A 478-nucleotide genomic window follows, 5' to 3' on the forward strand; every position below is an offset into this window, starting at 1 on the left:
TTCCATATGAAACAGCAGTTGGCTTAAAGATGACAATCGTCGGTACACTGATGTATGGATTCTTTTAAAAGCTAGTAGAGAAGTTTGAGGTAAAATATGAAATTTGTAATTGCACCAGATTCATTTAAAGGAAGTCTAACGGCAAAAGAGGCTGCAGATGCAGTTTATGAGGGCCTGATACGTATTTTCCCCAAAGCCAAATACGAAATCATTCCAATGGCTGATGGTGGTGAAGGTACGGTTCAATCACTTGTTGATGCGACTCGTGGTAACTTCAAAACGGTCACTGTTTTGAACCCTTTAGAAAAAGAAACAAAAGCTCGTTATGGCTTGCTTGGCAACCGAAAAACAGCCGTGATTGAAATGGCAGCTGCCAGTGGAATTCAGTTTGTCAATAATGAGACAAAAAATCCTTTAACTACTACGACTTTTGGTACGGGCCAGATGATCTTGGATGCTATGCATCAAGGCGCTAGAG

At 40.8% G+C, this 478-nt stretch carries 1 protein-coding gene; it reads left to right on the forward strand.

The annotated features are described in order from the left end of the window. Positions 1–96: 96 nt before the first annotated feature. On the forward strand, positions 97–478 hold a 382-nt coding region (locus KH893_RS11840; RefSeq protein WP_281166284.1), incomplete at its 3' end, for a glycerate kinase.

Origin of the sequence: Liquorilactobacillus sicerae (genome assembly GCF_029916425.1) — a bacterium.
Classification (GTDB): domain Bacteria; phylum Bacillota; class Bacilli; order Lactobacillales; family Lactobacillaceae; genus Liquorilactobacillus; species Liquorilactobacillus sicerae.